Below are 19809 nucleotides of genomic sequence, written 5' to 3' on the forward strand. Positions count from 1 at the left end.
GACCTGTGCAAGAAGAAATCATTCAGGTCAGAAATCTTAGTAAACAATACCTGCCAGAGCTTCCGGCAGGTATTCGTCATATCAATTTTTCTGTAAACGCAGGAAGTATTGTAGCCATTATAGGCGAAAGCGGCAGCGGGAAATCAACCCTTTTAAAAGCCATTTATGGTGCCGTTAAAGTGGATGAGGGCGAGGTACTTTTCCGGGGAAAGCGCGTTTTAGGACCCGATGAGCAACTTATCCCGGGGCATAAAGAAATGAAGATGGTTACCCAGGATTTCTCCCTGAACATCTACGCCAAGGTGTACGACAACATATCGTCTATGCTGTCTAACACCGATATTAAATCAAAGCACGAGAAGACCATCCAAATGATGGAACATCTGCGTATCTCTCACCTGAAAGACAAAAAGATCACGCAGTTGAGCGGCGGCGAGCAGCAGCGCGTAGCTATCGCTAAGGCGCTGATCAGCGATACCGCTGTGCTATTGCTCGATGAACCCTTTAGCCAGGTAGACGCCTTGCTCAAAAACCAGTTGAGGGCAGACATCAAACGCATTGCACGCGAAACGGGCGTCACCGTCATCATGGTATCTCATGATCCGGCCGACGGCCTGTTTCTGGCCGACGAGCTCTTAATCGTAAAAGACGGACAATTGCTTCAGAAGGGCGAGCCATCATACCTTTATAACCATCCTGAACATGTATATACCGCACGGATACTGGGCAATGCCAATGTGCTTAATGCCAGTGAGGCCAGACAACTTCAGCTCGAACCAGTCGGAGGACACCTGGTATTCTATCCAGAGTGGGTACATCTTGGAAGCAGTTGGAACAGCCGGAAATATGAAGTAAAGGACGTTTACTACAAAGGATTTTATGAGGAGCTTTTGCTATACCGCAACGGTGTACACATCAGGGCTATCCAACTTAACCGCGGCGAACATCGAAGACACGATTATGTCCAGGCGGAGATCAGCAAGACGCTCGCAATACATTAATCTAAGCCGGTTCCTTCAGCTTCACATACAGCAACTCAAAGTTCCGAAGGGCAGGAATGTCTTTAATCTCCGATACCGGTTTTTTACCCGGAGGCTTCATCGGTACCGGCATCACGAAGTATTCACCCATCCGCGCTAATACCCTTCCCTTGGAAAGGAAGCTGCTGTCCGATTTCGTTTTATAAGCACCCGTCTGCATCACCTTTCCGCTCTTCTTATGGTAAAATACATTTCTCGGTGTACGCCTCGAGCCAAAGCTGTAACGGAAGGTCACCCAATCGTCGTTAATAAACAAACTGTTGTTATCATACATCAGATTAGAAGATTCCATCCTGTTCCAGTACGCGAAATGGTCTTTAGGTGTTGCTTCAGTTTTTATGTCTATGTTCGGTTTTATGCTTTCAGGCAGCTCAACCGTGTATGCCGGCTTAATGCCTTTTCCCGACAGGCTGTAAATATTGCGATCAAGCAAAGGAAAATAGTAGACATCATTACCGTAGTTCTCGAACTGATGAGGAAAGGTCAGGTCCAGGTTCTTCTGTATGGGCCAGTAAAACATCTCCTTGGCCTGAGGGGTAAGCATATTGCCGCTGCGATGATATAGGCTGATCCGTCGCATATACTTATTATTGTTGTTATTAAGCATTTCGCTTACATAAAAATCGCCGCTCTTGGCGAAGGTCAGTCCGAAGTCTTTAATGCCCACAATAGTAAGCGTGTCAAACGGCAGCCCGCTGGTTCTGTACCGGAAAATCTTTTTAAGATCAAGATCCAATATTTCAATAAGCCCATTCTCACTGTCAAATGCTACATCAGCGATATTCGTATAATTGTCATTGCGTTCGTGCAGGTTATGGATCCTGGTTGCCGGCCTGCCTTTCTCATCAAAAATAAGCACCATGCTTTGCAGGCGGTCGGCCACAATAATCGCGCTGTCAGTCACAAAGAGATTCGATATATGCTTAATGGAGAAGCCTGAATCAGTTTTCAGTTTAACCCGGTACATTTCAGCGGCAATATCTTCAATATACACCGTGGGCGTGTCATTAGGGTTCAGCCTGATCTTCTCGCCCAATGCAGTGGGGGGCTCAACGGTCTTGGCTTCCTTATTTTGATTACAGCTGGCTGCGAGCAGCGCAATAAATAACAGTAACAGGCAATGTCTCATGAAATATCTGGATAAAACCTGCCATCCTACACGGATGGCAGATCGGTTAGGGAATGCTAGTAGTCGTAGTGATAAGAACCCAGGATATTGGTTACATCATGCCCGGCCCATGGATCTGCCGGATAAGACGGTCCTGGTCTGCGGTCGTAAGTGACGATCTGCCCGCACATCGTCCCGGAGTTACTAGCAGTGAAATAGTAAAATCCGTCATCATAGCCATACCAGCCGTAGCTAGCATAGAAGTCGTCATTTACAAATGTCCACGTACCAGTCCTTCTCCAGGTTTCCGGGTAACTGCCACAATATTTAGTTCCGTTTCCATCGGTCCATGCCGCAACAGCCTTGCTTGGCGAAGTGGTTACATCGTAGTCAAACGCTGCGTATTGCAGATTAAAAACAAGTGTTAATACAACGGCTAACACGCCTGTGATTTTTAATAATTTTTTCATTGTTTGTTTTTTAATGTGAATGATTAAGTATTAGGATGGTTTCAAAGCAACATATGTCAGACCCCTGTCGGGGTCACCAGTGCTGAAGCTTAAAGCGCCTGCCGTTTACGGTCGGCGCCATACACAAGTGATACGTCATATAGGTATTGGTTTGTGTCATTTTGTTGCCGGATTGCCAGGAGCAGCCTGATGTTTTTGAAAATCATTCCGCTGCTTCAGCAGATCTTTTAATTCCTTCTTGAGCATCGTGCTGTCGTGCCATATTTTACTATGCTGATGACCGTAAGCCCCCAGAACGATCAGGTAAACTACAAAGCCCGACAAAGCAAGACGGTTATACTTTTTATATTGTAAAGCCTTATCCAGGAAGTAGGCAATGAGAAAAAATACACCGATCGATGCCATGTACACATAGCGGTCGGCCACAATCGCAAACCTCGAAATTGGGATAATGTGCAAGGCCACACCCAGGTGAATAATAAAGAACACAATCCCAAAGAACACCCAGCGTTTCTTCCAGAAATCCAGAAAAGACACCACAATGATCAGCAGCATCGCCGGATAGAGCCAAAACCTGAGAGGTACGTTCTCGCCCATGGCATTTGGAAACATATACAGATAACTCAGGTTCACCGGGAACAAACATTTCACCAGGTATTCCGTGATGGAGTAAGAGGCAAATATTATATTCTGATAAAAAGGATATTTAGGTGCATCCGAGAGCAGGCCCACTTTATCGGCCCCCTGCGACAGCAGCGTGATGTATCCAAAGATCAGTGACAGCACAAAGAAGGGAATCTTTTCTAACCATACACTGCGCGACTTCAGGTCACGTTTCAACGTATAATCTACCAGCAGCAGGCATACAGGCAAAGTAACGGCCTGCTCTTTGCCACCAAAGGAGCAAACGAAAAGAAAAAGCGTAAGAAGGTAAAACGCCACCTTTCTGTTTTCAAGATAACTTAAATAGGCATGGAGGGCAGCCAGGTAGAAGAAACTGTAGATTAATATCTTAGACGCAGATATCCAGGCGACCGACTCCACCAGGAAGGGGTGCACCGCCATCAGTAATGCCGTGATCATGGCTATGCGTTGCACAGAAGCGCGCTCAAAACTCTCCGCTTTGCCAAGCAATCTCAGCATAAAGAAATAAGTAAGCACCGCATTGGCTACGTGCAGCAGAACGCCAAAGGTATGAAACCAGAAGGGATCATAACCAAACAAGGCATACAAAGCTGTGTAAGAAAGCTGGTTTAGCGGAGCATACTGACCCTCGTAAAAATCAGTGAATATCGCCTCCAGATTTTCCATGGTAAAGCCACCCGCCGTGTACAGGTTAATCACCACCCATTGGTCGTCCCAGGCCAGCTGGAACTGATGCGAGAAAACAGGAATATATACAAGCACAGCAGCTACTGCCAGTGCAAGCACAGCCTTCAGCGTTTTTGTCATACATTAAAAAAAAAAGATTAGCTTACCTGTTCAAGGTGCTTAAACTGAAAATCGAAAGTGCCATCCCGGCAATAATAATAAGAGCGTCTTGTCCGCGAGTACCTCACATCGGCGCCGAGCGACCGCAAAATATCCACGTACTCGAACACCGTCCGTTCGCTCACGCTGAGTTTTTTCGCCAATTGTTCCGGCGATCCGGTGTTGCGCTTTCGGATAAGTTCATTTAAATAGTCGAGGCGATCAAAATAATACTTAGGCATAGGGAAATGATTAAGTTTTTGAGCTGTTAACAATAAAGGTTTATACTGGTTGTATAAAGTTAAGTATCTATACCGCAGAAAATCTGCGTTATACAACTTTTTTTATTAAGCAAAAAAAAGAGCCTGATATTTAATACCAGGCTCTTTCTTAGAAATGCAAATGAGTTTAGGTCACGTCTCTCGAAGGAATCAGTACCACTTTCATGCGGATCGCAACATTGGGCTTCAGAGGGTCTTCACTGTACACTGAGCGCTGTATGTCAATTTTTATACCGCCTTCATAATGCTCATAGCTGTATGCAATACCTTCGTAAGTGTACGGAAGCTGGATATAGCTGCTTTTATTTACAGGGTGATCAAGGTAAACCAATACTCCCTCTATATCAACATTTAGCTGATCAATTTCCGGAACGTCAATCGTGGCCGTATAGGTTCCTGCATCTGGAGATTGCACCCACTGATCAGGCTGTATATTAAATATAATTGTTCTGTTAGACGTCTCTTGAATGATGGTGTCTTTTTTGCACGACACCAGGCCCAGCGTGGTGGTACAGAGGAGGAGTAGAATTAGATTTCTCATGATTTGCGTGTTTTTTAATGTTAAAGCAAATCTGCTGCCAATAGTTAAATATCTGGTTAAGCCAAAAAGCTTAAACCAGATATTCAAACAAAGTCTGATCGTTGTTCACTTCTATGATCTCAAACTTGAACGCCTTCATTCTTTCTACGAGCGACACATAATCGGCCCTGTTGGCCAATTCAATGCCTACCAGGGCAGGACCATTCTCACGATTTGTTTTTTTGATGAACTCAAACCGGGTGATATCGTCATGCGGACCTAACACATTATTTACAAAGAGTTTCAGTGCACCTGGTCTTTGCGGAAAGCGCACAATAAAATAATGTTTCAATCCCTCAAAGAGGAGCGACTTCTCCTTGATCTCCTGCATACGCTCAATATCGTTGTTTCCGCCGCTTACAATACATACGACCGTTTTTCCCTTGATGTCGTCCTTAATATAGTCCAGCGAAGCCACAGCAAGCGCACCTGCCGGCTCTACCACTATGGCATCCTCGTTGTACAGCTTTAAAATCGTTGTGCATACACGGCCTTCCGGCACAAGCAACATCTGGTCGAGCAACTGCGCGCAGTACGAAAAAGTCAGATTACCCACACGTTTTACCGCCGCACCGTCAACAAAGCGATCAATATCGTCGAGCAATACCGGGGCACCGCTTTCCAGTGCAAGCTTCATGGAAGGCGCCCCTTCCGGCTCCACGCCAATCAGTTTAACGTCAGGCTTCACACCCTTTATATAACTGCCCACGCCTGAAGCCAGGCCGCCGCCGCCCACTGGCATCACAATGACGTCCAGATCAGGCAGGTCTTCATAGATCTCTACGCCAACCGTACCCTGTCCCTCCATAATTTTCGGATTATCGAAAGGAGGGATAAAGGTCATCCCATGCTTTTCCGTATACAGCAACGCCTCGCGCAAACAGTCGTCAAATGTATCACCCACCAGCACAATCTCAATAAGATCGCCGCCAAACATCTCCGTTTGCCTCACCTTTTGCTTAGGCGTAATCTCCGGCATAAAGATCACGCCCTTAATGTTCAGTTTCTTGCACGAATAAGCCACGCCCTGTGCGTGATTGCCTGCACTCGCACAAACCACACCCTGGGTCATTTCTGCGGGTTGCAGACTGCTGATCATGTTATAAGCGCCCCGGAGTTTGTACGAACGCACCACCTGCAGGTCCTCCCGCTTCAGGTATATCTCTGCACCGTACCGTTCCGAAAGCACCGCATTGTACTCCAGGGGAGTCCGCCGTACGGTTCCTTTCAGCCGCAGGGCAGCCCGTTCAAAATCCAGTTCTGTTGTTTCTATATTCATATGTTGCATCGCTAAGCCTGGCTTTTCTCCAGGGTTGCAGCCAGTGAATGCACGTCTTCATCGTTGATCTGACCCTTTGCGTCGGCCAACACCAGGAAACGCTCATACACTTTATCCAAAGCCGGACGGTCGAGCTCATAGCCCAAACGCTCCAAATGATGCTTTAAGGCATGGCGACCGCTGCGCGCGGTCAGCACAATATCCGCAGAGCCTACACCCACATCTTCCGGTTTAATGATCTCGTAATTCTCACGGTGCTTTAAAAAGCCATCCTGATGGATGCCAGAGCTATGCGCAAAGGCATTCTGCCCTACAATAGCCTTGTTAGGCTGTACCGGCATGCGCATCATACTGCTCACCATGTCGCTAATCCTTCTAAAGTGTTTGCTATTGATGTTGGTATGCAGTCCGAGGTCATGATGCGTCTTCAAAATCATCGTCACTTCCTCCAAAGCCGTATTCCCGGCGCGCTCGCCAATACCGTTTATGGTACATTCCACCTGGCGTGCACCGTTAATAATGCCAGATAGGCTGTTGGCCGTAGCCAAACCAAGGTCGTTGTGGCAATGCACCGAGATAATCGCCTGATCAATGTTCTTCACATTTTCTTTCAGGAAGCGGATCTTAGAACCGTACAGTTCCGGTAAGCAATAGCCATTCGTATCCGGAATGTTAACCACCGTAGCACCGGCAGCAATCACCGCCTCGATCATCTGTGCAAGGAATACATTGTCGGCGCGACCAGCATCCTCTGCATAGAATTCAATATCCTCCACAAACTGCTTGGCATACTTAACCGCCTCCACGCCACGCTCCAGGATCTGCTCGCGCGTACTGTTAAACTTGTATTTGATGTGCATGTCCGAAGAACCTATACCCGTATGTATACGCGGGCGCTTAGCATACTTCAGTGCAGCAACTGCCGAATCAATATCACCCTTGTTGGCGCGGGTAAGCGCACAGATGATCGGTTCAGAAACCGCTTTCGACAGTTCAACCACGCTCTGGAAGTCGCCCGGACTCGATATCGGGAAGCCCGCTTCAATAACATCTACGCCCAGTGCCTCAAGCTCCCTGGCAATTTCAATCTTTTCAGGCGTGGCCAACTGGCAGCCAGGTACTTGCTCACCATCGCGAAGGGTGGTGTCAAAAACATAAACTCTATTCGGATCGTGTAACATCATTCTTAAGGTTTAGTTGCTGTAAGCATTTTGTGTAACAAATTTCAATACAAGTTTTCCCATCTCCGCAGTGCCAAGCACATGGTAAGGGCTCGTTGCGCCATCGGCAATATCATTGGTACGGTAGCCTTCTTTCAACACACGGTCAACCGCCGCGATCACCACCTTAGCTTCCTCTTTCATACCAAATCCAATTTCCAGCATCAGGGCTACCGACAGGATAGAGGCCAGTGGATTGGCCAGGTTCTTTCCAGCGATATCGTGTGCCGAACCATGGATAGGCTCGAAGAATCCGGTGCCATCGCCTACAGAGGCAGAGGCCAGCATACCCATCGAACCTGCAATCTGCGAAGCCTCGTCGGTCAGGATATCACCAAATAGATTGGCGGTAAGCACCACATCAAAACGTTTAGGGTCTTTGATGAGCTGCATTGCGGCGTTATCGATAAACATATGTTCAGTTTCCACCTCCGGATATTCTTTGGCAATAGCCTGAACTGTTTCCCGCCATAGGCGCGAGCTTTCCAAAACATTTGCTTTATCTACCGAGCACAAACGCTTACTGCGCTGCATGGCAGCTTCAAAAGCCTTGCGTGCAATACGCTCCACCTCATAGCGGTGATAGATCATCAGGTCAGACGCCGTGTTGCGGTCTTCCGACCTTGTCTTTTCCCCGAAGTACACATCGCCCGTCAGCTCCCGGAAAAACAGGATGTCTGTTCCTTTCAGGATCGCTGGTTTAATGCTCGAAGCGTTCAGCAGCTCGTCGAACAGCAGGATAGGGCGTAGGTTGGCGTACAAGCCAAGCTCCTTTCGGATCTTAAGCAAGCCCTGCTCCGGGCGCACCTTCAGCGAAGGATCATTATCGTACATCGCATGGCCAACAGCGCCAAATAAAATGGCATCGCTCTGCTTAGCCTTCTCAAGCGTTTCGTCGGGCAGCGGATTGCCGGTTGCTTCAATGGCGGCGTGACCCATCAGGGCCTCGTCAAAGCTGAATTCGTGACCGAAATCAGCAGCTATTTGTTCCAGAATAGCCTTTCCCCAGGTGGTTACTTCCGGACCAATTCCGTCACCAGGTATTACTAAAATGTTCTTCTTCATATATCTTCATTTATGCACCCACAGGTGCCAATAAGTTTCCAACGGATTTTACTGCTCCGTTTTCCAATACAATTCGTTTTTCTATGCAGGCGGGTAAGTGCGACTCAAAATGGCCTACATAAATTAATGTGGTGCCATGATCGCACAGGGCGTCGACCAGTTTATTAAAATAAGCCGTTTGCTGACTGTCAAGACCCTGACAAGGCTCGTCCAAAATCAGCAGTTCCGGATTTTTGATCACCGTCCGGGCCAGCAGCGCCAAACGCTGTGTTCCCAAGGGCAGCTCGGCCAGCAGGGTATGCTTGTGTTCCAGTATGCCGAAAAAGCGCATCAGCTCTTCGGCCTGCGCAAGCTTGCTCGTACCGGGTGTGCAAAACAGGCCTGAACTGTCATAAAAGCCCGAAACCACGCTCTGCCCCAAGGTAGACGATCCATCAAAATACCAATGCAGTTCAGGGGATATCAGCCCGATGCGCTGCTTAATGTCCCATATACTCTCACCGCTACCACGCTTATGCCCAAAAAGATACAGGTTGTTGGCATAAGCCTGCGGGTGGTCGCCGCAAATCAGGCTCAGCAAAGTCGACTTCCCTGAACCGTTCGGGCCCTGCAACAGCCACTTTTCGCCGGCTTTCACCTCCCAGCTGATGTCTTTCAGCACCTGTTTATCCCCATAGGAAATATTAACCCCGGTCATTTTAATCATGAACTCAGGGGTCGTTTCACTGGGTGACACCCGGAGGAAGTCTGGAAGCCGACCAATATCATGGTTCACCTGCCCGGCAGATTCCCGGACCTCGTGCTCAGAAATCTCCGCGATGGTCCCCCCGTCAATCTCCGCAAAGCGATTGATGCAGGAAGGCCATTCCAGATCGTTACCAAATAGGACCAGTTGCGTACCCTTTGCCGCCACATCGTCAAGCAAAGCATTCAGGTTGCGCCTTGACTGCTTGTCCAGCCCGTTATACGGCTGGTCAAGCACCAGCAACTGAGGCTTAAGCCAAAGGGCCTTAATCAGCTGCAGTTTCTTATGCTCACCGCTCGAAAGCTGGATCAAGGTCGACCCCCTCAGCGCCTCATAGTTCAGCGCCCGCAAAATCGGGTCTGCATCGCTCAGTTTCAGCTGATGTAAGGCCGCGAAATTTTCCAACTCAACCTGAATGGTTGAAGTTGTTTCTGTTGCCTGGCGGTTATACCGCTGCTGGTAATAAAAATTAGACTGTCCTTCCAGGTCTTTAAACTGGTACCAGTTGGCCACATAGTAAGCTTTGGCAGGCAGCGCAGAGGTGTCGTCATAATGCCGTTCCACCGAACCGGTGAAGGGAAGGAGACCCGCAATAGCTTTCGCCAAAGAAGTCTTTCCGCTTCCGCTAGCGCCGCGTACCAGCCAGTGCTCGCCCCGCCGTATCGTCCAGGTCAAATCCCGAAACACCGGTTTTCGGCCGTGTCTCAGGTTCAAATGGTTGATATGGACGAAAGGCTCTGTCACGCTAATACCCTGTTTTTCTCAAAACTTTCAATCAGATCCTTTTGCGCCAGTATAAAATCAATGTCGTCATAACCATTAATGAGACAAGATTTTTTATAGGCATTGATCTCAAAGCCAGTCTGCTCCCCGGTGTCAACAATCGTCACCGTCTGAGCCTCCAGGTTCACATCCAGTTGCGCATCATGGTTCTTGCTCACCGCAGTAAAGATCGCGGCCAGGAACTCATCACTTACCTGGATAGGCAGTAAGCCGTTATTCAGCGCGTTACCCTTAAAGATATCGGCAAAAAAGCTGCTGATCACCACGTCAAAACCAGCATCCTGTATGGCCCAGGCAGCGTGTTCGCGACTACTGCCGCAACCGAAATTCTTTCCGGCCACCAGTATTCTTCCGCTGTACTGCGGATCATTCAGCACAAAGTCAGGCTTCGGTGTATTATCAGCGTTATACCTCCAGTCGCGGAACAGGTTCTGTCCGAATCCCTCACGGGTAGTCGCTTTCAGAAACCTCGCCGGAATAATCTGATCGGTATCAATATTTTCAATGCTCAAAGGCACTACGGGCGATATCAATCGTTCAAATTTTTTCATATCAATCTAAGCCTCCGTTAAAAATTCCCTAACATCCGTAATTCTGCCTGTTACAGCAGCAGCTGCAGCAGTAAGCGGACTTACCAGCAGCGTCCGCGCATCCGGTCCCTGGCGTCCTTCAAAGTTCCGGTTAGAGGTCGACACACAGTATTTACCTGCCGGGATCTTATCTTCATTCATACCCAGACAAGCACTGCAGCCTGGTTCGCGCAACTGGAACCCGGCAGCTTCAAAGATCTTATCCAGACCTTCGTTCTTCGCCTGCTGCTCCACTTGTTTAGAACCCGGAACAATCCATACCGTTACGTTTTCCGCACGCTGTTTACCGCGTACAAACTCAGCTACCTCACGCAGGTCTTCAATACGCGAGTTGGTGCAGCTTCCTATAAATACATAGTCGACAGGCTTACCAATTAACGAAGCCTCTTCCTGAAAGCCCATATAGTTCAAAGCTTTCTGGTACGACAACTGCTCGGTATCAGGCTGTAAGCGTGTCGCCGGAATACTCTCGCGGATGCCCATACCCATACCCGGGTTGGTACCGTAAGTAATCATCGGCGCAATATCCTCTGCCTGGAAGGTAAGCACGCTGTCAAAACGAGCGTCAGCATCGCTGTACAACGTCTTCCAGTACGCAAGCGCTTTATCCCACTGTTCACCGGCAGGAGCAAACTCACGTCCTTTGATATAGTCAAAAGTCGTCTGGTCGGGCGCAATCAATCCGCCCCGGGCACCCATTTCAATGCTCATGTTACAGATCGTCATCCGACCCTCCATGCTCAGCGATTCAATGGCCGAACCCGCATACTCAATAAAATAGCCCGTACCGCCGGCAGCTGAAATCTTGGAAATGATGTACAGGATAATATCCTTTGCCGTTACACCCTTGCCCAGCGTACCGTTCACCTCAATCTTCATCGTCTTCGGCTTCTGCTGCAGCAAACACTGCGTAGCAAAAACCTGCTCCACCTGAGAAGTACCGATCCCGAAAGCAATAGCCCCGAAGGCACCATGGGTAGAAGTATGGCTGTCGCCGCACACCATGGTCTTACCCGGAAGCGTGATGCCGAGTTCAGGTCCTATCACGTGAACGATCCCCTGAAAAGGGTGGCCCAAACCGTACAGATCGATACCGAATTCCGCACAGTTCTTCGTGAGCATATCCACCTGGTAGCGCGACAACTCCTCGCGGATCGGCTCCAGCTGGTTTATCGTAGGCACATTATGATCTGCCGTAGCTACGGTCTGCTTCGGTCTGAATACCGGGAGGCCTCTTTTCCGCAAGCCATCAAAAGCCTGCGGAGAAGTCACCTCATGAATCAAATGTGTGTCGATGTATAAAATATCGGGAAAGCCGGGTTCACTCTTAACCACGTGCGCATCCCAAATTTTTTCTACTAATGTTTTTGACATCTTTATTCCTTATTGTTTGCGTTTGCTATTTCTGCTTAAGCCGTTTTAATGGATTTCATGGCAGTCATCGCCTTTCTCAAGCGTGCACCCACAATTTCCACCTGATGCGAACGCAGCTTTTCATTGATCTCTACCAGCGTCCTGTTGTCAACAGATCCATCTTTTCCTTCATTGTAGTTTTTACCAACCAGGTCGGTATCTACACTCTTCATAAAATCGGCCAGCAAAGGCTTACAAGCCTGATCAAACAGGTAACAGCCATACTCAGCTGTATCGGAAATCACCCTGTTCATTTCAAATAGTTTCTTACGGGCAATGGTGTTTGCGATAAGCGGTGTTTCGTGGAGCGACTCATAGTAGGCCGACTCTGGTTTGATACCTGCCTGTACCATCGTTTCAAAAGCAAGTTCAACACCAGCTCTCACGAAAGCAACCATCAGCAGATAGTTGTCAAAATACTCCTGCTCGCCAATCTTTACATCACCGGCAGGTGTTTTTTCAAAGGCTGTTTCGCCGGTTTCCGCACGCCATGCCAGCAGGTTTTTATCGCCGTTTGCCCAGTCTTCCATCATGGTGCGACTAAACTCGCCGCTCATGATGTCGTCCTGATGCTTCTGGAAAAGCGGACGCATGATGTCTTTCAGTTCCTCAGAAACCTCAAACGCTTTGATCTTAGCCTGATTGCTCAGCCTGTCCATCATACCTGATACACCACCATGCTTCAAGGCCTCAGTAATCACCTCAACGCCATACTGAACCAGTTTAGACGCATAACCGGCATCGATGCCTTTCTCCACCATTTTGTCGAACGACAGGATAGAACCTGTTTGCAGCAATCCGCAAAGGATGGTCTGCTCGCCCATCAGGTCCGATTTTACTTCTGCAACGAAAGATGACCTCAATACGCCGGCCCTGTGACCGCCTGTACCCACGCAATACGCCTTAGCCTGCGCCAGTCCCTTTCCTTCCGGATCATTCTCCGGGTGTACCGCGATCAGTGTAGGTACACCGAAGCCCCTGCAGTATTCTGCACGTACTTCACTACCCGGACACTTAGGAGCAACCATAATTACGGTAATATCCTTACGGATCTGCATGCCTTCCTCAACGATGTTAAAGCCGTGCGAATAGAGCAGGGTAGAACCTTGTTTCATTAAAGGCATTACGGCGTTAACCACAGCAGTATGCTGCTTGTCGGGCGTCAGGTTAACCACCAGGTCGGCCGTAGGGATCAGCTCCTCATAGGTACCAACGGTAAAATTATTTTCAGTCGCATTTTTCCAGGAATCACGTTTCCCTTCAATAGCCTCTTTTCTTAAAGCATATGAAATATCTAATCCGCTGTCTCTCAGGTTTAACCCCTGGTTCAGCCCTTGTGCGCCGCAACCAACGATCACCAGTTTCTTACCTTTTAATGCATTTATGCCGTCAGCAAATTCACTGTTGTCCATGAATTCGCAGACACCTAATTGGTTAAGTTGTTCTCTGAGCGGGAGCGTATTGAAATAGTTTGACATCTTTTATTGTTTTTTGATTTATTAAGGTTCGTTTAATTGTTGTTGTTTAACACTGCTTTTCTAAGCGCCATGGCATAGCCGAGGTGCATCGAGTCATGAACGGCAAAGAACTGAACCGCCTCATGTACGCTGTTCAGTTCAAAGCCAAATTCTGTAGTATATTGCTGGTAGCTTATAAATACCCCGCTGGAAAGATCTGTGACGAGATCGTCTACGGTGCTGCGGCAAAGTGCCACAAAGCGATTGATCTCTTCCTGGTCCACCACCTTATCCGGCTTTGTGCCCTTGCGGTAAGCTAGTATCGTTTCCATATCCACCCTGGGTTCCAGGCCCGACAAGCGGTAGCAGAGCAGTTGCTGCGCAGAAATGATGTGCGCAAAGTTCCAGATGATGTTGTTGTTAAAACCCTCAGGTACATGGTTCAGCTGCTCGGGCGAAAGCGACTCCACCAGGCGGATGAAGTTCTCACGGGTTGTTTTGATGACGTTGATCAGCGTTTCCATCATTACATGCTAAATACGTTCTTCGGCTTATCAAGATACTCGTTTTCTACCACGTCTTCTCCCGGTTCCATGCGCTCAAATTCGCGCAGCTTCCGGTTAAAGCCTTCACTGTCTTTAATAATGGCCACCCTGGCGCTTCTTACAAATTCAATCAGTCCGTACGGCTGCAATACCTCAATCAGTTTATCCGTCTCTTCGCGGTGTCCAGTCGTTTCAAACACCGTATAATCTTTGCGGATCACTACCGCACGGGCGCCGTTTTCACGCAGCAGGCGTTCTACAAGCACTTTCTCTACGATCGTTTCTGTAGGCACCTTATACAGCGCCAGCTCCTGCCAGATGATGTCCTCATTGGTGTTGTAATATACCTTAAGAACCTCCACCTGCTTTTCAATCTGACGCGATAATTTGCGTACCACTTCTTCCGTTTCGTGGATCAGGATATTAAAGCGGTGGATATGCTCAATCTCCGATGGCGAGGTGTTTAGGCTCTCAATATTGATCTTTCTTCTTGAAAAGATGATGGCAATACGGTTCAGTATGCCGATACGGTTTTCCGTGTATACCGTGATGGTAAATTCCTGTTTTCCGCTCGCTGCGGTATCGTTTGAATTGCTCATGATCTTCAATTATTTAAGTCTGATTTCACTTACACTGCTGCCCTGTGGCACCATAGGGAACACGTTGTTCTCCTTGGCCACCATCACCTCCAGCAAATACGAACCTTTATGGTTCAGCATTTCCTCCAGTGCAGCCGTCAGGTCGGCACGCTCATCTACCTTTTTACCAGCAATATAATAAGCATCAGCCAGTTTTACGAAATCTGGACTGGTAATGTCTACAAACGAATAACGCTTGTCGTGGAACAACTGCTGCCATTGGCGAACCATGCCCAGGAACCTGTTGTTCAGGATCAGGATCTTCACGTCCACCTCACTCTGCATAATCGTGCCCAGTTCCTGGCAGGTCATCTGGAAACCACCATCGCCTATAATAGCCACCACCGTGCGCTCGGGCGTTCCAAACTTAGCGCCAATGGCAGCAGGCAAACCAAAGCCCATGGTGCCCAAACCGCCGCTGGTTATGTTGCTGCGCGTTTGGTTAAACTGCGCGTAGCGGCAGGCCACCATTTGGTGCTGACCAACATCGGTTACGATAACCGCCTCACCTTTGGTCAACTCGTTCAGCTTATTTAATACCTCGCCCATGGTCATTTCACCAGTCTGCGGGTTTAGCTCGTTCTGTATTACGGCTTCGTGCTCCTGCTCATCAAAAGCCCTGAACTCTGCCAGCCACGCTGCGTGACTGCGCTGTTCAACCAGTTCGGTCAGCATAGGAAGCGTCTCCTTGCAGTCGCCCCAAACCGGTACATCTGCTTTCACGTTTTTATCAATCTCGGCAGGGTCAATATCCAGATGGATCACCTTAGCCTGTTTTGCATATTTGTCCAGGCGACCCGTTACCCGGTCGTCAAAGCGCATTCCGATCGCAATAAGTACATCGCAGGCGTTCGTCTGAACGTTCGGACCATAGTTGCCGTGCATGCCCAGCATGCCCACATTCAGATCATGATCTGAAGGAATCGCTCCCGCACCCATAATGGTCCAGGCCGCCGGTATGCCGCTCTTTTCGATGAAAGCTTTAAACTCCTGCTCTGCACTGCCCAGCAAAACACCTTGTCCCCATAACACAAAAGGTTTTTTAGCCGAGTTGATCAAGGCAGCAGCCTGTTCAATATATTCTTTACGGACAAGAGGCTTCGGACGGTAGCTGCGGATATGGTTGCAAGGTGTATAGCCTTCATATTCAAACAACTGCAGCTGCGCGTTTTTGGTAATGTCAATCAATACCGGGCCTGGTCTGCCGCTTCTTGCTATATAAAAAGCCTTCGCCAGAACCGCAGGAATCTCCGTAGCATCGGTAACCTGGTAGTTCCACTTAGTTACCGGCGTGGTAATATTGATCACATCCGTTTCCTGAAAAGCATCCGTACCCAGCAGGTGTGCAAACACCTGTCCGGTAATACACACCAGCGGTGTGCTGTCTATCTGTGCGTCGGCCAGACCGGTAACCAGGTTGGTTGCACCCGGACCGCTTGTAGCGAACACTACACCCACTTTTCCAGATGTACGGGCGTATCCCTGACCGGCGTGTATACCGCCTTGCTCGTGGCGCACCAGGATATGCTTCAGCTTATCATTATAGTCGTAAATCGCATCATAGATCGGCATAATTGCCCCGCCCGGATACCCGAAAATGGTATCTGTGCCCTCGGCAATAAGACCTTCCAAAAGCGCTACAGAGCCCGAAACAGTTTTTGTTTTCTTAGGTTCTGTAAGCGTACTCGCTTCTGCTTGTGCTGTTTCCATTATATTGTAGTTTAGGGGTTGCTAATTCATTCTGCTGTATAGGCATCCGTAACGCAGCCTTCGCTGGCATTACTTACCTGTCTGATATATTTATAGAGTACACCTTTAGTTACCGGAGGCGGAAGCTGCTTCCAGACCGCCCGGCGCTGTGCCAGTACCTCGTCGCTTACGTGCACGTCTATGGTATTATTTACGGCGTCTATCGTAATCTCATCGTTGTCGTGTACCAGGGCAATGTTTCCGCCTTCCCAGGCTTCAGGCGTAATGTGGCCTACCACAAAACCATGCGTACCGCCAGAGAAACGTCCGTCTGTGATCAGGGCTACCGACTTACCCAGTCCCGCGCCAATGATCACCGAAGTAGGTTTAAGCATTTCCGGCATTCCCGGAGCACCTTTCGGGCCAACCTGGCGGATCACCACCACGTCGCCCGGCTTCACCTTACCGCTTTGTATACCTGCAATAAGGTTCTGCTCACCGTCGAACACGCGCGCCGGACCGGTAAATTTCTCACCTTCCTTACCGCTGATCTTTGCCACCGCACCTTTGGTAGCGAGGTTGCCATACAGCATTTGGAGGTGACCGGTCTCTTTCAGTGGAGCCTCAATCGGATAGATGATCTTCTGCGTCTCGAAATCAAGGTCAACCGCATCAGCAACGTTCTCTGCAATGGTTTTTCCGGTAACCGTCATACACTCACCGTTAATGAGGCCAACCTTAAGCAAATACTTCATTACCGCAGGCACACCGCCTATGTTGTGCAGGTCTTCCATCAGGTAAGTACCGCTCGGCTTTAAGTCGCCCAGCACCGGCGTATTGTCGCTCACATGCTGAAAATCATCCAGCGTAAGGTTCAGTCCCACAGATTTTGCCATCGCAATCAGGTGCAGTACCGCATTGGTAGAGCCGCCCAGTACCATCACCAGTACAATCGCATTGTGGAATGCCTCTTTGGTCATGATGTCCGACGGCAGGATATTTCTTTCGAGCAGGATGCGGATGTATTTTCCCGCTTCCATGCATTCTTTCTTCTTCTCTTCACTCACGGCAGGGTGGGAAGAGCTGTAAGGCAAACTCATACCTAAGGCCTCAATGGCCGAAGCCATGGTGTTGGCCGTGTACATACCGCCGCAGGCGCCTGCACCCGGACAAGTATGTTTAATGATGCCCTGAAAATCTTCTTCGTCCAGATTTCCCGCAAGCTTTTGTCCCAATGCCTCAAATGCAGAAACAATGTTCAGCGCCTGTCCTTTATACGTGCCCGAATGGATACTTCCGCCGTACACCATAATAGAGGGACGGTTTAAGCGGCCCATGGCCATAATAGACCCCGGCATATTCTTATCGCAGCCCGGGATGGTGATCAAACCATCGTAGTATTGTCCACCGCAGATCGTCTCAATAGAATCTGCGATCACATCTCTGGAAACCAGCGAATAGCGCATACCTTCCGTACCGTTGGACATCCCGTCGGACACCCCGATGGTGCCAAAGGTCAGTCCCACCATATCATTTTTCCAGACGCCTTCTTTAACGATTTGCGCCAGGCCATTCAGGTGCATATTGCAGGTATTGCCATCATATCCCATGCTGGCAATGCCCACCTGAGCTTTGTCCATATCCGCGTCGGTAAGTCCGATGCCATATAACATAGCCTGCGCCGCCGGCTGGGTTGGGTCTTGTGTAAATGTCTTGCTGTAACGGTTAATTTCTGGTTTTTGTGACATATAGGTTTGTGGTGTGTTTCTTTATATCGGTTATATAATTACTTCATAATTCTGCTTTTCGAGCACGAGGCATTTGTAGGTGCGCTGTATGGTGGCGCCCAGACTGTCGGCCCAGCGCAACGGGAACTGATACTCATCTACGGAGGCTATTCCGGCTATTTCCACGGCCGTGCCGCAGAAGAACGCGCTATCCGCCTTTTTTAAATCCTCTGCTTTCAGGTGTTTTTCCACGACTTCAATATCCAGTACTTTACAGAGGTCTATTACCGTAGCCCGTGTGATTCCAGGAAGGATATTGCCAAGGGGAGGAGTGTAGAGGCGACCGTTCTTCTCGATAAAGATGTTTGCCCCCGGGGCCTCGGCGATGTTGCCGTCGCTGTCGAGCAGCAAAGCTTCATCAAAGCCCTTTTGTTTCGCTTCGGTGGTGGCCAGTATAGAGTTTACATAGTTGCCGCTTACTTTAGCTTCAATGGGTACCGACTTAGGGTTCGGGCGCTCGTAGCCTGAAATGGAGATCTTCTGCAGATCAGTGCCCAGATAGGCGCCCCATTCCCAGGCACAGATCATGATAGAGACCTCCCTGGCCGGGTCGAGCGACATGTTTGGTCCCCCGTAAATCAGCGGCCGGATATAGGCATCTTTGAACTTGTTCAGTTCAAGAAGCCGGTAGGTTTGCCTGATCAGATGATCGATGTCCCAGTGGAAGGGCATGTGCACCAGTTCGGCCGAGCGTTTAAGTCGCTCGAAATGCTCACGCGCCTTAAAAATCCGCGTGCCGTTATGCGTATGATAGGCGCGTATGCCTTCAAATACAGCGTAGCCGTAGTGTAGCGACTGACCGTACACGCTGGTACTGGTGTCGGCTGCCTTCTCGAAGCGACCGTTCAGGTAAAGGATTGTATTTGAATTATAGTACTGCATTTTTTTGCCGTTATACCTTGTTTATTAAAAAAGCGCCATTTTCGGTGGCGCTTAGTTATCATTTGTTAAATTCTACTTATAGCGCCATCTTCTTCTGGACAATAATCAGAAGGACCACATTCAGAATCAGGTTGAAGACGATGCTCAGTGAATTAATCATGGTGCTTTTTATACGTTGTTTTACAGAATCCAATTTACCAGTTGCGTATTATACTATCAATAGGCGTCCTAAAATAAATAAAAAAAAATAATATTCTAGTATTTTAAAATATTTTAAAATTTAATAATACATAGTACTCAACATACATATCTTAAATTGGTGGTATCTATACCAAATATGAAATCGGTATTCGGTATGTCTGTTATGCTTGCATTATAAAATCTGTTGTTTTCTTCCTAAAACCTCTAGTTTGTCAGTAAAACTTTACAAAAACGAGGAAATTCAGAAGCCCAAAAAAAAGCCCCTCGAAATTCAAGGGGCTTTTTCCATTTTTATATCGTGACTGTTATTTATGCAACCCCTTCTGCCAAAACAGTAATTTTGTTTTTAATGACTTCCACTACACCGCCTTTAATAATAAAGGTGTCCTCGCCGGCAGTTGTTTTCACAATTACCGGTCCGTCTTCAAGTGTGGAAATAATAGGGGCGTGGTCTCTCAGAATCTGAAAAGAACCAGAGGTACCAGGTACCGTTACAGCCGATACTTCGCCGTCAAAAACTTTCTTGTCTGGGGTTAATATTTCTAATGTCATCCTAAATCTTTGTT

At 48.4% G+C, this 19809-nt stretch carries 19 protein-coding genes; 1 reads left to right on the top strand and 18 read right to left on the bottom strand.

The window, feature by feature from the left end:
* Positions 1-5: 5 nt before the first annotated feature.
* Positions 6-1001, top strand: a complete 996-nt coding sequence (locus J3P40_RS15585; protein WP_256007181.1) for an ABC transporter ATP-binding protein — start codon at positions 6-8, stop codon at positions 999-1001.
* A 1-nt stretch (position 1002) separates the two neighbouring features.
* Here the strand turns inward: J3P40_RS15585 and J3P40_RS15590 are convergent, their stop codons facing one another.
* From J3P40_RS15590 to atpC, 18 genes are all read right to left on the bottom strand, one after another.
* Positions 1003-2169: a DUF4934 domain-containing protein gene (locus tag J3P40_RS15590; protein ID WP_256007182.1), complete on the bottom strand. Its 1167-nt coding sequence runs from the start codon at positions 2167-2169 to the stop codon at positions 1003-1005.
* A 56-nt stretch (positions 2170-2225) separates the two neighbouring features.
* On the bottom strand, positions 2226-2618 hold the full coding sequence (locus J3P40_RS15595) for a hypothetical protein (protein ID WP_256007183.1): 393 nt from the start codon (positions 2616-2618) through the stop codon (positions 2226-2228).
* Positions 2619-2774: 156 nt separating this feature from the next.
* On the bottom strand, positions 2775-4070 hold the full coding sequence (locus J3P40_RS15600; RefSeq protein ID WP_256007184.1) for a glycosyltransferase family protein: 1296 nt from the start codon (positions 4068-4070) through the stop codon (positions 2775-2777).
* A 17-nt stretch (positions 4071-4087) separates the two neighbouring features.
* A complete protein-coding gene (locus tag J3P40_RS15605) occupies positions 4088-4330 on the bottom strand; it encodes a helix-turn-helix domain-containing protein (RefSeq protein ID WP_256007185.1) in 243 nt (80 codons plus the stop codon).
* A gap of 166 nt (positions 4331-4496) precedes the next feature.
* Positions 4497-4910, bottom strand: coding sequence for a hypothetical protein (locus tag J3P40_RS15610; protein WP_256007186.1), 414 nt, complete (start codon positions 4908-4910; stop codon positions 4497-4499).
* A gap of 70 nt (positions 4911-4980) precedes the next feature.
* Positions 4981-6228: a threonine ammonia-lyase IlvA gene (gene ilvA, locus J3P40_RS15615; RefSeq protein WP_256007187.1), complete on the bottom strand. Its 1248-nt coding sequence runs from the start codon at positions 6226-6228 to the stop codon at positions 4981-4983.
* A gap of 11 nt (positions 6229-6239) precedes the next feature.
* Positions 6240-7412, bottom strand: coding sequence for a 2-isopropylmalate synthase (locus tag J3P40_RS15620; RefSeq protein ID WP_256007188.1), 1173 nt, complete (start codon positions 7410-7412; stop codon positions 6240-6242).
* Positions 7413-7421: 9 nt separating this feature from the next.
* A complete protein-coding gene (gene leuB / locus J3P40_RS15625; RefSeq protein ID WP_256007189.1) occupies positions 7422-8513 on the bottom strand; it encodes a 3-isopropylmalate dehydrogenase in 1092 nt (363 codons plus the stop codon).
* A 10-nt stretch (positions 8514-8523) separates the two neighbouring features.
* The gene (locus J3P40_RS15630) at positions 8524-10002 is read right to left on the bottom strand and encodes an ATP-binding cassette domain-containing protein (RefSeq protein WP_256007190.1); all 1479 of its coding nucleotides are present in this window, start codon (positions 10000-10002) and stop codon (positions 8524-8526) included.
* Positions 9999-10592, bottom strand: a complete 594-nt coding sequence (gene leuD, locus J3P40_RS15635) for a 3-isopropylmalate dehydratase small subunit (RefSeq protein ID WP_256007191.1) — start codon at positions 10590-10592, stop codon at positions 9999-10001. The genes J3P40_RS15630 and leuD overlap by 4 nt, the downstream gene beginning before the upstream one ends.
* A gap of 6 nt (positions 10593-10598) precedes the next feature.
* Positions 10599-12005 (bottom strand): 3-isopropylmalate dehydratase large subunit, encoded by a 1407-nt coding sequence (gene leuC / locus J3P40_RS15640; RefSeq protein ID WP_256007192.1) that lies wholly within the window; start codon positions 12003-12005, stop codon positions 10599-10601.
* Between the two features lie 35 nt (positions 12006-12040).
* Entirely contained in the window at positions 12041-13522 is a 1482-nt protein-coding gene (gene ilvC / locus J3P40_RS15645; protein ID WP_256007193.1) for a ketol-acid reductoisomerase, read from the bottom strand.
* Positions 13523-13554: 32 nt separating this feature from the next.
* On the bottom strand, positions 13555-14028 hold the full coding sequence (locus J3P40_RS15650; RefSeq protein ID WP_256007195.1) for a DinB family protein: 474 nt from the start codon (positions 14026-14028) through the stop codon (positions 13555-13557).
* Positions 14028-14645 carry an acetolactate synthase small subunit gene (gene ilvN / locus J3P40_RS15655; RefSeq protein WP_256007196.1) on the bottom strand — a complete coding sequence of 206 codons (618 nt, stop codon included), beginning with the start codon at positions 14643-14645 and terminating at the stop codon, positions 14028-14030. The genes J3P40_RS15650 and ilvN overlap by 1 nt, the downstream gene beginning before the upstream one ends.
* A 9-nt stretch (positions 14646-14654) precedes the next feature.
* Entirely contained in the window at positions 14655-16394 is a 1740-nt protein-coding gene (gene ilvB, locus J3P40_RS15660) for a biosynthetic-type acetolactate synthase large subunit (protein ID WP_256007197.1), read from the bottom strand.
* 26 nt (positions 16395-16420) lie between these two features.
* Complete coding sequence (gene ilvD / locus J3P40_RS15665) at positions 16421-18121, bottom strand: dihydroxy-acid dehydratase (RefSeq protein WP_256007199.1); 1701 nt, start codon at positions 18119-18121, stop codon at positions 16421-16423.
* Between the two features lie 30 nt (positions 18122-18151).
* Positions 18152-19042: a branched-chain amino acid transaminase gene (locus J3P40_RS15670; protein ID WP_256007200.1), complete on the bottom strand. Its 891-nt coding sequence runs from the start codon at positions 19040-19042 to the stop codon at positions 18152-18154.
* Positions 19043-19552: 510 nt separating this feature from the next.
* Positions 19553-19795, bottom strand: a complete 243-nt coding sequence (atpC, locus tag J3P40_RS15675; protein ID WP_256007201.1) for an ATP synthase F1 subunit epsilon — start codon at positions 19793-19795, stop codon at positions 19553-19555.
* Positions 19796-19809: the final 14 nt, after the last annotated feature.

Origin of the sequence: Pedobacter deserti (genome assembly GCF_024436415.1) — a bacterium.
GTDB classification, from domain to species: Bacteria; Bacteroidota; Bacteroidia; order Sphingobacteriales; family Sphingobacteriaceae; genus Pedobacter; species Pedobacter faecalis.

Coding starts and splice junctions, on each gene's coding strand:
- J3P40_RS15590 (WP_256007182.1), bottom strand. CDS start 2,169: ATGAGACATTGCCTGTTACTGTTATTTATTGCGCTGCTCGCAGCCAGC.
- ilvN (WP_256007196.1), bottom strand. CDS start 14,645: ATGAGCAATTCAAACGATACCGCAGCGAGCGGAAAACAGGAATTTACC.
- leuD (WP_256007191.1), bottom strand. CDS start 10,592: ATGAAAAAATTTGAACGATTGATATCGCCCGTAGTGCCTTTGAGCATT.
- ilvC (WP_256007193.1), bottom strand. CDS start 13,522: ATGTCAAACTATTTCAATACGCTCCCGCTCAGAGAACAACTTAACCAA.
- J3P40_RS15600 (WP_256007184.1), bottom strand. CDS start 4,070: ATGACAAAAACGCTGAAGGCTGTGCTTGCACTGGCAGTAGCTGCTGTG.
- leuB (WP_256007189.1), bottom strand. CDS start 8,513: ATGAAGAAGAACATTTTAGTAATACCTGGTGACGGAATTGGTCCGGAA.
- J3P40_RS15595 (WP_256007183.1), bottom strand. CDS start 2,618: ATGAAAAAATTATTAAAAATCACAGGCGTGTTAGCCGTTGTATTAACA.
- atpC (WP_256007201.1), bottom strand. CDS start 19,795: ATGACATTAGAAATATTAACCCCAGACAAGAAAGTTTTTGACGGCGAA.
- ilvD (WP_256007199.1), bottom strand. CDS start 18,121: ATGTCACAAAAACCAGAAATTAACCGTTACAGCAAGACATTTACACAA.
- J3P40_RS15670 (WP_256007200.1), bottom strand. CDS start 19,042: ATGCAGTACTATAATTCAAATACAATCCTTTACCTGAACGGTCGCTTC.
- ilvA (WP_256007187.1), bottom strand. CDS start 6,228: ATGAATATAGAAACAACAGAACTGGATTTTGAACGGGCTGCCCTGCGG.
- J3P40_RS15605 (WP_256007185.1), bottom strand. CDS start 4,330: ATGCCTAAGTATTATTTTGATCGCCTCGACTATTTAAATGAACTTATC.
- J3P40_RS15610 (WP_256007186.1), bottom strand. CDS start 4,910: ATGAGAAATCTAATTCTACTCCTCCTCTGTACCACCACGCTGGGCCTG.
- ilvB (WP_256007197.1), bottom strand. CDS start 16,394: ATGGAAACAGCACAAGCAGAAGCGAGTACGCTTACAGAACCTAAGAAA.
- J3P40_RS15650 (WP_256007195.1), bottom strand. CDS start 14,028: ATGATGGAAACGCTGATCAACGTCATCAAAACAACCCGTGAGAACTTC.
- leuC (WP_256007192.1), bottom strand. CDS start 12,005: ATGTCAAAAACATTAGTAGAAAAAATTTGGGATGCGCACGTGGTTAAG.
- J3P40_RS15620 (WP_256007188.1), bottom strand. CDS start 7,412: ATGATGTTACACGATCCGAATAGAGTTTATGTTTTTGACACCACCCTT.